This window comes from Candidatus Poseidoniia archaeon (assembly GCA_030748895.1).
GTDB lineage: Archaea > Thermoplasmatota > Poseidoniia > MGIII > CG-Epi1 > UBA8886.
On sequence record JASMLC010000003.1, the window covers coordinates 56993 to 68106 of the forward strand.

The following is an 11114-nucleotide window of genomic DNA, read 5'->3' on the forward strand; positions in this document are numbered from 1 at the left end:
GGCACTGATGCCCCTGGAGTGGGACCTAATCGTGGTCGGTGGCGGCCCCGGGGGCGCCGCCGCGGCCGCCGTTGCGGCCGTGGCGGGACTGGAGACGCTGTTACTCGAGCGCGGCGGGACGTTGCGGCACAAGCCATGCGGCGGAATCCTGCCCGAAATCACCGAGGAACTCATCGAGGAAGTGTTTGGCGCCCCGCTGCCGCCCGAGGTGCTGGCGGAGCAGGGGGAGCTTCGCCTGCGCTACACCCCCCCGAGCGGCGAGGCGAACGGCGGACGCGTGCGGGAGAGTCGCCTGCTCAACGTGAAGCGAGACCATTTCGACCAGTGGCTGCGCGACCGCGCGGCGCTCGCGGGCGCGACCGTGCAGCATGACGCGCGGGTTTCGGACGTGGAAGCGAACGGCGGATTCAGCATCAGCTACAGCCAGCGTGGCAAGGAGCGGCAAGCAACGGCTGCACAGCTGGTGGGCGGTGACGGAGTCCACTCACTGGTTCGGCGCAGGCTCGCGCCAGACGCGGCCGCGCCGAAAATGCTCGTCGGCCAGCGGCTGGTGCGGGTCGCTGGTGAATTGCCGGCCGACTTCCACTGCGTTTTCGCCGGGATGCTCAGCCCGTTCTACGCCTACACCGTACCGAAGGGCGGGCTGCTCAAGATCGGGAGCGGGATGACTGAGGAGGAACGGACCGACCTGATGCCATCGCTCGACCGCTTCAGCGAATGGCTCGAGCAGAACGGCATAGCCAAGCTCGGCGAAGTGGTCCAGCAGGAGGGCTGGGCAATCCCCTTCGGGGAACCGCGGCTCGACGCTGCGGGTGCGCTGCTCGTCGGCGACGCGGCAGGGCTCTGCAACCCACTCTCGGGGGAGGGCATCCGGCTGGCCATCGAGAGCGGACAGTTGGCGGCCGAGGCGATTATCGAGTCGGGAGCGCGGTCGCCTGTACAGAACTACCGTGAAGGCGTCGCCGGCATCGCACAGATGGTAGCCGCGCTGCATCGCATCGTGCTCGCCACCGACGATGAAACGCGCGAAAAGTTCGTCGCCGCTGAACTCGCTCGCCCGTAGCAACGCGCTCTTTAACCGGCGCAGGCTCCCGCGGCGTGGCCCATGTCGTGATGCTGCGCACCCGCCTCACCAGCGGCGCGCAGCCCGAGCCGGTCGTCGCCGACACCGCCGCTTCGCTCGCTGCGCTGGACCACGAAGTGACGCTGCTGGCATGGGACCGCGACGGTGATAGCGACTGCGAAGCGCAGGCCGGGTGGGGGCGCCTCGTGCGCTACCGGCGCGCCTGCTCGCTCAACGCACCGCTGGCGTTCGTGCGCGAGCTGCCGCGCTTCTGGTGCTGGTGTCTGCGGCGGATTATTGCCTTGCGGGGAGGTGATCTCGTAATTCACGCGCACGACCTCGACACGCTGCCGCTCGGTCTGTTTGCGGCGCGACTGCTGCGCGCGCCGCTGGTCTACGACTGCCACGAGAATTATCCGGCGCTGGTCGAAGGCGCCGTATCGCACCGTGCGGCGCTGCGGCTGCACCAGCTCGAGGCGCGGCTGCTGCGCCGCTGCGATGGCGTGCTGGCAGCGGGACCGCAGGGCTTCGCACGGCTGACCGCGATGCGACACGAGGGGGGCGGCGCGCCGTTCAGCGCGCCGCTGGAGGAAGCGCTCGCAGTCCTGAAACTGCCGCAGCCGGAGCTGGTTCGCGACGGGGTTGCGCTGGTCGGCAACCTGAAACGGCTGGAGGATTATCCAGCCGCGACGATCGCGGCACGGAAACCCGGAAAACAGCTAAAAGTTCTTTATATAGGTGTCCTCGAGAAACGGCCGTCGCGCGGAATCCTCGAAACCGCGCTCGCTATCGAAGGGCTGCGCGACGTCGAGTTTCAGATTGGCGGCTTCGGAACGCTGGTGCCGCAGCTCGAACGGCTCTGCCGGCGGCTGCGCCACAGCCGCTACCTCGGCCCGGTCCCGCCCGGCGATGTGGCACGGTTGACGCTGGAAGCGGACGCGGTGCTGATGGCGCTCGACCCAGCCAACCTCAACAGCCGGCTCAGCGCACCCAACAAGCTGTTCGAAGCGATGTGCGCCGGCGTACCGGTCATTACCTGCAGCGAGCTGCTGATGGGGCATTTTGTCGCCGACGAACAAATCGGCGCCACCTTCGCGTGGGGCGACTGGCGGGCGCTGCGCCGCAGCGCCCGCGAGCTGCGCGACTCCCCTGCCACGCGCGACGCGATGGGACGCCGCGGCCGCGCGCTGGCTGAGTCGGGATTCCACTGGGACGCGGCTGCCGAGCGGCTGGCGCGGCTCTATGACTCGGTGCTGAAACGGTAGTCATCCAGCTCCGCTTCGGGGACGATGACCGGCTCGGCATCGACCTGCCGGATTTCGAGCATACCGGCCCGCGGCGCGTCGAATTGCGGCATTTGCGGCCGGCGCCCCTCAACAAGGTCGACAATCGCGGCGGCAAAGTTGGCGCCGGCGCCGGTGTAGAGCCAGGGGCGCGCCGCGAAGCGAGCGTTGATTTCGGTAACGAGTGGTCGGCCGTCGCGGTCCTCGCGCAGGTCAACCGAGACCGTGCCCGAGCCGTCGAGTCGTTCGCAGATTGCGGCGCCGATGGTATTGAGCCGCTCGTCGTGGAGCGTGCGGCCGGTGCGAATGTTGCCGGTGATGCCGGAGACCGCCGCGGCTGCCATCAGGTAGTCGAGCCGCTCCGACGAACCGGAGGTAACCAGCTCGCCTTCCCACAGGATGCCGGTCCAGTTGAAATTGCGGCACGGCAGGTATTCCTGCACCAGCCACTTCCAGCGCCGCTCGCGCCAGTAATGCAGCCACGCCGTCGCCTCGTCCAGCTCGCGCACCAGGATTGACCCGCGGCCGCCCGCGCCCGACGCGGCGCGCAGCCAGAGCGGCGGCTCCAGCTCGTCGAAGGCGTGCGCGAGGTCCGCTGCGGTGCGCACTGCGAGCGTGCGCGGAGTCGCCACCAGCCCGTCGAGGAACTTGACCGTGCGCCCCTTGTCGAGGAAAGTCGCAACGAGGCTCTCCGGCAGCGCGAAGAGCGGCGCCGCAAGGCGGTCGCGCTGCGGCGAAACCAGCCCCAGCTCGCCGTCCGGGTTGCAGAGCACCAGCCCGATGCCCTCGTCGGCGATAATCGCGTTGAGCGCATCGTAGTAGCCGGGGTCGCGCGCCGGCGGTGCGGGGTGCACCGCGTCGGCGACCTGCTTGCCGATGAGCAGGTTGCGCGGGTCCATGTCGGTACCGACGACCGCGTGCCCCGCCTGGCGCAGGCTGCGCGCGAGGTCCATGCCGATATTTCCGCCGATGCCGGTGACCAGGATCTTCATCGGCCGTGCACGCTTGGGCCGGTATTAAGTGTTGAAGTCCAATACCTGCGTCTCGAAGCTCTGCAAGTTGACCGCGATGGCGCGGTTGGGGTCGGGCTGGAAGCCCATCATGCGCTGGAAGTCGGTCTGCGACTGCCAGGTTCCCGGGTTGAGCAGCAGCATCCCCTGATGCCGCTCGACCCCGCACGAATGGACGTGGCCGGTGACAAAGATGTCGGGCATTTCACGAATCAGCATGTGGTCCTGATCCTCCGGCGCGAGCGGGGTCTTGCCGCCGTAAATCGGCGCCAGGTGGCGGCGCAGCAGCAGCTCCTTCATCATCAGGATGGGCTTGTCGTAGGTCAGGTCGCGCAGGCTCACGAGGTCGTCGAACGACTTGCCATGGTAGCAGAGCACATTGACCCCGGCCAGGTCGAGCAGAGCCGGGTTGGCGGTGAAGGTGACGCCGGGCGGGTAGCGCTCCTGCACGCGCTCCGGCAGCGGTAGCTGCGGCTCCATCAGCCGCACGGCGTCGTGGTTGCCCGGCAGGACGATGACCTGAATGTCGGGCGGCAGCTTCTCCAGCTCGCGCTGCATCACCGCATACTGCTCCCAGACGTCGGTAATCTCCAGCTCCGCCTCCTGCCCGGGGTAGGCATCGATGCCGTCAACCACGTCGCCCGCCAGCACCAGGTAGCCCGGGCGTGGAATCCACTCGCGGTGGTAGTCGACGTCACCATTCAGCCACGCCACGAAGCGGTCCCACTGCGCCTGCTGGAAGGTGTTGCTGCCGATATGCAGGTCGGAGATGAAGAGCGCGGTCCACGGCTCCGCCGCGCGCCCCGGCTCGCGGGCGCGACCCTGGTAGGGGCGTACGATGGGGCCGTTGGCGAACAGCATGTCACCGCGGCGGCTCAGGCGGCCCGAAATCCCGATAACCTCGTCGTGCAGCAGGTTGTGGCTCGCCTCGTCCGCCTCGCCAAACATCACCGCCAGGCGGCCGTCCGGGTCCTCCAGCACCGCATGCACGCGGCCGCCCTGCAGCTGTCGCACCTCGGCGACCATCCCGACCACCGTGCTCTCGCCGTCGGGGTCGACCTGCCGCAGCCCGCTCGCGTCGCGCATCGCCGGGTCGCGTCGCACCAGCCGCGCCAGCGTGCGGAAGCGGTCGTTGAAGAGCGCGACATAGCTCTGTAATTGGCCGTCGGCGCGGGTGCGCCCGATTTGCCGCTGGATGATGACCGGCGGCAGCGCACCGGTCGCCTCGCGGACAATCGGCGTCGGCTCTTCCGGCTCAGGGAGCAGGTCGCCGAGGCCGAGGAAAAGCTGCGGCGAATCGAGCGCCAGTAGCGACTGCTCGAGCCAGCCGAGGCCGTTGGGATGCGCGACGACGCGCTCAACCAATTCCGGCGACGGCAGCATGTTGCGCTGCGAAAGCCATGCTACCACCTCCTGCTCGTCCGCGGCCAAGTTCAGCCCCAATGGGGGAGTCGGCAAAACAGTTGTCCCTTTTTCCCCTCCACGGCTGGCGCGCCATGACTCCCCTCGAAATCGCTGGCCTGCTGCTGCTAGCGCTGTTTGCTGGCGCAGCGTGGCGCGAAGTGGTGTGGCGGCTGCGGAAGCGGCAGCTAGAGCAGGTGGCCATCAGCCGCTCGCGCAGCGTGCTGGGCGGCAAGTTCGCCGAGCAGCTGGCGCCGTTCCTGCCCGACTTCCCCGCCGACCCCACGGAAGCGCGCTTCCTCGGCAGCCCGGTCGACCTGGTCGTCTTCCCCGGGCTCGCGGAAGGCAATCCGCGCGAAATCGTCTTTGTCGAGGTCAAGTCAGGCAACGCACGGCCGACCGCGGTCCAGCGGCGGCTCGAGGCGCTTGTCGCGGAGGGGCGCGTGCGCTGGAAATTGCTCCGCGTCAACCTCCCTCGCTGAAGCCCTCGAGAACGCGCGGCGGCCGGTATTTAGTCGCGCTCCACCTGCGCCCCGGACAGCCGGCCGCGGCGGCGAGAGGGGGGTTAAAAATCAGCACCCCGCGCCGCGCCGGTCCACAGCGTTTATACGCGGACTGCTATACCTGCGGTCCCGCGGTTGAGCGGGTTCCCACTAATGCAGTCAGCGCAAGCTTCCCGTAACGTTTTCGACGCCCTCGCGGGCGAAGGACGCATATTCCGCAACCGCGGCGTGCTCTCCTCAGACTACATTCCGAAGGACTTCCCGCACCGTAACGACGAGATAGACCAGGTGGCGCATATCCTGCGCCCGGCGCTAGAAGGTTCGCGGCCGAGCAACATCCTGATTTACGGGCAGACCGGCACCGGCAAGACCGCGGTCGCCAGGTATATCTGCGACCAGCTGAAGGACAAGGTCACCGCTAACGGGGGGGCTATCCACACCGCGCACATCAACTGCAAGCGGGTCAACACGCCCTATGGCATCCTCGCCAATATCGGGCAGACCTACACCACCAACTGGGAGGACTCGATTCCGCACACCGGCTGGCGACTGGAGCAGGTCTACGCGGCGCTCTGCCGCAAGGCGGAGGAGGCGGGCGGCATCGCGCTGGTGGTGCTCGATGAAGTCGACGCACTGGTGAAGAAATCGGGCGACGAGGTGCTCTACCACCTCACCGGCATCAACGCCGACCTCGGGAACGCCCGTATGTCGCTCATCGGCATCTCCAACGACACCAAGTTCACCACCTTCCTCGACCCGCGCGTCAAGTCGCGCCTCGGCGAGGAATCGCTGACTTTTCCGCCCTACAACGCGCTACAGCTGCGCGACATCCTCGAACAGCGCACCGGGCAGGCATTCCACGAAGGAGCGCTCGACCCGCAGGTCCTCTCGCTCTGCGCCGGCCGTGCCGCGCAGGAGCACGGCGACGCCCGCAAGGCGCTCGACCTGCTGCGCATCGCGGCCGAGATGGCCGAACGCGACGGCTCGCGGCCGGTGACGGTCGACTATGTCGACCGCGCCGAGAGCATGATGGAGCAGGACCAGGTGCGCAAGATGGTGCTCCAGCTGCCGTTGCAGCACAAGGCGGTGCTCGCATCGATACTCGCCAACGAGTCGCAGTCGCGGCTCGACCGGCAGACCACCGGCGACGTCTACGATACCTACTACCGCATGTGCAACCGCTTCGAACTCGACGCGCTGACGCAGCGCCGCATCGGCGGCATCATTTCCGAGCTGGACATGCAGGGCGTCATCTCGGCGCGCGTCGCCAGCCTCGGTCGCCACGGCCGCACCCGTTTCATCTCGACCGCGGTGCCATTCAGCGAACTCCAGCCGATTATCAGCGACGACTCTTTCATGTCGAGCGCGCTCGACCTCGCCGCCGACGGCCACTTCGCGCAGCCGCAGCTACGGCTGATGTAGCGCTTCAGTCGCGCTCTTTCCAGCCCGCGGCCCAGCCCTGCTCCCAGCCGGCAACCCACGCTGCCTTCATCCCCGCCTCGCGTGCGGCCGCCTGCGCCTGCTGCAATATTTTGTCGCGCTGCTCGCGTGATACTTGCGGCAGCCGCGTCGGCTGCCGCAAGCCGTGGATGGCGACCAGCAGCGCGCCGACACCGCCGAGCGCCGCCAGCACGGCGACCATCGCAGAAGCGGCGAGCCACGCCGCCAGCGCAAGTAGCAGCGCGCACGCCAGCGCCAGCCACGGCAGCGTGCGCGAACGCGGCTGCGGCGTGACCAGCGCGGCCAGTCGCTCCGCCTCCCCGCGTGCGGCGTCGGTCGCCGCCTCGGCCTCGCGCCATGCGGCGCCGGTCGCCGCCCGCTGAAGCGCGTCGCGGTCCGCCCCCACCTCGGCCGCGAGCGCCGCCGCACGGCCGTCCGCCTCGCCCTCGTCGAAGCGCGCCTGCTTCTGCGCCATGCCGCGCGCCTTGTTCATCCCGTAGCGCGCCCACGCCTGCTTGCCCACGACGCGGCAGCGGACAGCGGCTAAATCAGGTGCGGCTGGCGGGACCTAATCGCGGTAAGTCCCGGGGAAGAATAGCAGCAGGCCGGTGATAATCTCCAGCCTGCCGAGCCACATCAGCAGCGATAGCACGCTAAGCGTGCCGTTCGAGAGGCCGGCGTAGCTGGCGCCGGGGCCGACCGCGCCGAGGCCGGGGCCGACATTGCTGAGGCACGCAATCGAGGCGGCCATCGCATCAACCAGCCCCCAGCCCGGCTCGAGGTAGAGCAGCACCAGCGCGCCGGTCAGGAACAGGATTATGTAGATGAAGAAGAAGACGGCGACGTTGCGCACCAGCGTCTCGTCGAGCACCTTGGCGCCCAGCCGCAGCTTGCGCACCGCGCGCGGGTGGACCACGAGGAACAGTTCGCGCCAGAGCGCCTTGAGCAGGATTTCGATGCGGATGACCTTGAGGCCGCCGGTGGTCGAGCCGGCGCAGCCGCCAATGAACATCAGCAGCAGCAGCACGAACTGCGCCGCCACCGCCCAGCTACCGTAGTCCTGCGAGGTGAAGCCGGTGCCGGTCAGGATGGAGACCACCTGAAACAGCGCCGGCCGCAGCGCCTCGCCAAAGGCCCAGCCGTTGCCCCGTAGCGGCGCCCAGAGGCCGACGACCACCAGCGCAATCGCGATACCCACGAAACTGAGGTAGTAGCGGAACTCGCCGCTGGTCCAGAGGTGCTGCCACCCCCGCAAAAGCCGTTGCTCGTCGTTGCGGCGCAAGCTGATGAAAAAGCCGTAGAGCAGCACGAAATTGATTCCCGCCAGCAGCATGAAGGCGATGACGATGCCTTCGACAAGGCCACTATCGTAGGCGCCAATCGAGCCCGCTTGCGGCGAGAAACCGCCGGTCGAGAGATTGGAGAAAGCGGTGCAGACCGCGTCGTAGAGCGGCAGCTCGCCGACGAAGCGCAGCAGCAGCATCTCAGCGACCGTTAGGCCGGCGTAGAGCCCCCACAGCAGCCGCGCCGTCTGCGCCATCTGCGGCTTGACGCGCGTGACGCCGGTGCCGGGCATCTCGGCGCGCAGCACCTGGATGCCGCCACCGAGCAGCCGCGACAGCACCACCGTCGCGAGCACGATAATCCCCATACCACCCAGCCACTGCGACTGCGAGCGCCACAGCAGCAGCGACTTGGGCGCTGCGAAGTAGCCGTCGTCAGTGGTGCCGTTGGCGACCGAGGCGTCGAAGACGGTTGCACCGGTCGTCGTCAGCCCCGAGATTGACTCGAAGTACGCCTCGGCCAGCGTCAGGTCGTACGCCAGCAGCGGCTCGCCGTCACTGCCCGCCATGTCGCCCGCCATCACGTAAGGAATCGCGCCAAACACCGCGAAGAGCAACCACGCCGCGCTCACCAGCGCGAACGCCTCACGGTCGCGCAGCTCCTCGTCACTGCGGAAGCGGTAGTAGAGCAGAAGTCCCCCACCGACCGAGAGCAGCAGCGGCAGCCCGTAGAGCCACGCCACCTGTTCGCGCGGTTCGCCCAGCAGCAGTCCCGCGAACAGCGGCAGCAGGAAGGTGCTGCCGAACAGCGCCAGCAGCACTCCCAGCAGGCTCAGCAACAGGCGTCCGCGCATGTCAGCGGAAGAGCTTCTCCAGCGCCGGTAGCTGCCCCTTGAGCGTGAATACCAGCAAGTGGTCGCCTCCCTGCAGGACTTCGTCCTCGTCGGGGAAGAGCGGCTCGCCGCCGCGGTTGATGAGTGCCACCATGCTCCCTTCGGGGAGCCCGAGCTTCGCGATGGACTTCTCCGCCAGGCCATTGTCAGCCTTGACCAGGAACTCGCGAATCGACGCCTCGCCACCCTGCAATTCCTCCAGCGCCTCGATTTCCTCGGTCGCCGTGGCGCGGTTGAGGATAGCGGTCACCGCGACCCGCTTGGGGTTGATGAGCGTGTCAACGCCGGTGTTCTGCACGACGTGCTCCAGCTCGGTCTGGTAGACCAGCGCCACCGTGCGACGCGCCCCCTCGCGCTTGGCGAGCAGGCAACTGAGCATGTTCAGGTCCTCGCGCTCGGTCGCCGCGACGAATAAATCTTCGTGGCGAATACCTTCCTCGCGCAGGAAATGGCGGTCGGTCGGCGACCCCACCAGCACAGTAACGTCGTCGGGTAGTTGCTCGCTGACCTCCTCGGCGCGTGCGCGGTCCGGCTCGACTAGATAGACCTGCACCCCGTCGTAGCGGCGCGAAACCTGTTCGGCCAGCCGCAAGGCAACCTGCGTGCTGCCGGCAATCATGAGCCGCTTGATGTTCCCCTCGCCCGTAACTTCCTTCGGCGCGCCAAGCGACTCTGAAAGCTCCTCGAGTTCATTGACGTCGCTCAGCAGCACCAGTAGCCGGTCGCGTGGCAGCAAGACTTCCTCGCTGCGCGGGATAATCACGCCCTCATCGCGCGAAACCAGCACGACGCGGCAGTGCGGCGGCAGCTCGACGCTGTCGAGCGTGCGGCCCACCGCGGGCGAGCTGTCGTCCAGCCTGACTTCGAGGATACGTAGCTTGCCGACCGAGAAATGCTCGAGCCGCGTCAGCGCTGGCCGCGACAGGATTTGCCAGATGCGGTGCATCGCCAGCTCGTCGGGGCTGATGCAGGCGTCAATCCCGTAAACCTGCTGCGGGTCTGGCTCGAGCGGCCAGTCGAGCAACTCAGGCGCATTGATACGCGCAATCGTGCGGCAGCCCATCGCCTTGGCGAAGGTGCAACCGATGATGTTGACCATGTCATTGCCGGTCACGCCAATGAACAGGTCAGCCCCCGTCAGCTGCTCGACGAGCAGCTTCGGCGCCGCAGCGTGACCGTGCAGCACCTGTGCGTCGAGCCCCTGCGCTCGCTTGACAGCGGCTGGGTTGGAGTCTATCATGCTGACGCCGTGGCCGCGATTGATCAGGTCCCGGGCCACCCGGTAACCTACGTCACCCGCGCCCGCTATGACCACGCGCATTTTGCGCCTTCACCGAAGGCGCGATTTAAGCGCTGCGGTTTGTCTATCGACGAGAAAGCCTTTCCAGTGCCAGTACCAGCGCGCCCCCGAGCAGCGCCGCCAGCGCCACTTCAGGCCAGTTTGCGCCCACTCCCAGCGGCGAAAGGTCGCCCGCGCGCACGTCGTAGCTCGCCTTCCACGGCCAGAGCGCGCGCAGCGAGCCGGCCATGACGCCCGTGAGCACGGCGAGCGTGCGCCCCGGCCGCTCGGCGAGCAGCCGCTGCAGCCGCGGTACCACCACCAGCGCCGCGACGAGGCCGCCGCTGCCGAACCAGAGCAGCGGCGCCAGCCGCAAATCGTGTACCGCACCGGCAATCGCGGCGTACTGCCCCAGCATTACCAGCACCAGCGAGCCGCTCACCCCCGGCAGTAGCATCGCCGTCAGCGCCAGCGCACCGCCGACGGGCAGCATCCAGTCGGCCGGCGCGCTCGTCGCGAACGGCAGTCCCAGCACGACGAAGGTCGCGACCGCGCCGGCCCCGGCGAACGCCAGATGCTCGCGCCCCGGCGCGTCGATGCGACGCCACGGCTCGCGTAGCGAGACCGCCACGAGCCCGCTGAATAGGCCGTAGCAGAGCGGCGCCGTCTCCGGGCGCAGCAGGATTCCGGGGCTGCCCTCGGGGCCGATGAGCAGCCGCGACACCAGCCAGTAGGCGGTCGCCATCCCGAGGCCGAGCGGCAGCAGGAAGGCCAGCGGCGCGCGCAATGCCTCAAAATCGCGCCGGCGCGGGTATTCCAGCACGGTCGCAATCGCGTCAATCAGTCGGCGATAGAGGCCAATCACCAGCGCGACCGTACCGCCACTGATGCCGGGCACCGCGTCGGCCGAGCCCATCAGCAGCCCGGCGGCGAAAGGGGGAATCCGCACGCGCGCCGAG

The 11114-nt window shown here is 68.1% G+C and carries 10 protein-coding genes; 4 read left to right on the forward strand and 6 right to left on the reverse strand.

Annotated elements, in window-relative coordinates; all coding sequences use genetic code 11:
* The first annotated feature begins 7 nt into the window (after positions 1–7).
* A complete protein-coding gene (locus QGG57_01840; GenBank protein MDP7006920.1) occupies positions 8–1063 on the forward strand; it encodes an NAD(P)/FAD-dependent oxidoreductase in 1056 nt (351 codons plus the stop codon).
* 35 nt (positions 1064–1098) lie between these two features.
* The gene (locus tag QGG57_01845) at positions 1099–2328 is read left to right on the forward strand and encodes a glycosyltransferase (GenBank protein MDP7006921.1); all 1230 of its coding nucleotides are present in this window, start codon (positions 1099–1101) and stop codon (positions 2326–2328) included.
* Here the strand turns inward: QGG57_01845 and QGG57_01850 are convergent.
* Positions 2304–3338, reverse strand: coding sequence for an ATP-grasp domain-containing protein (locus QGG57_01850; protein ID MDP7006922.1), 1035 nt, complete (start codon positions 3336–3338; stop codon positions 2304–2306). The genes QGG57_01845 and QGG57_01850 overlap by 25 nt on opposite strands.
* Positions 3339–3362: 24 nt before the next feature.
* The gene (locus tag QGG57_01855; protein ID MDP7006923.1) at positions 3363–4787 is read right to left on the reverse strand and encodes a DNA-directed DNA polymerase II small subunit; all 1425 of its coding nucleotides are present in this window, start codon (positions 4785–4787) and stop codon (positions 3363–3365) included.
* Between the two features lie 65 nt (positions 4788–4852).
* Here QGG57_01855 and QGG57_01860 point away from each other — a divergent pair, with 65 nt between their 5' ends.
* Together QGG57_01860 and QGG57_01865 are read left to right on the forward strand one after the other, a co-directional pair.
* Positions 4853–5239 (forward strand): Holliday junction resolvase-like protein, encoded by a 387-nt coding sequence (locus QGG57_01860; GenBank protein ID MDP7006924.1) that lies wholly within the window; start codon positions 4853–4855, stop codon positions 5237–5239.
* Positions 5240–5413: 174 nt separating this feature from the next.
* Positions 5414–6682 carry an orc1/cdc6 family replication initiation protein gene (locus QGG57_01865; GenBank protein ID MDP7006925.1) on the forward strand — a complete coding sequence of 423 codons (1269 nt, stop codon included), beginning with the start codon at positions 5414–5416 and terminating at the stop codon, positions 6680–6682.
* 4 nt (positions 6683–6686) lie between these two features.
* Here the strand turns inward: QGG57_01865 and QGG57_01870 are convergent, their stop codons facing one another.
* Genes QGG57_01870 through QGG57_01885 form a run of 4 tightly spaced genes read right to left on the reverse strand, consistent with a single transcriptional unit; the run spans position 6687 to position 11104 of the window.
* Positions 6687–7223 (reverse strand): hypothetical protein, encoded by a 537-nt coding sequence (locus QGG57_01870; protein ID MDP7006926.1) that lies wholly within the window; start codon positions 7221–7223, stop codon positions 6687–6689.
* A gap of 45 nt (positions 7224–7268) precedes the next feature.
* Complete coding sequence (locus QGG57_01875; GenBank protein MDP7006927.1) at positions 7269–8837, reverse strand: TrkH family potassium uptake protein; 1569 nt, start codon at positions 8835–8837, stop codon at positions 7269–7271.
* A gap of 1 nt (position 8838) precedes the next feature.
* Positions 8839–10197 (reverse strand): Trk system potassium transporter TrkA, encoded by a 1359-nt coding sequence (trkA, locus tag QGG57_01880; protein ID MDP7006928.1) that lies wholly within the window; start codon positions 10195–10197, stop codon positions 8839–8841.
* 43 nt (positions 10198–10240) lie between these two features.
* Positions 10241–11104: a DUF368 domain-containing protein gene (locus tag QGG57_01885; protein ID MDP7006929.1), complete on the reverse strand. Its 864-nt coding sequence runs from the start codon at positions 11102–11104 to the stop codon at positions 10241–10243.
* Between the last annotated feature and the right edge of the window lie 10 nt (positions 11105–11114).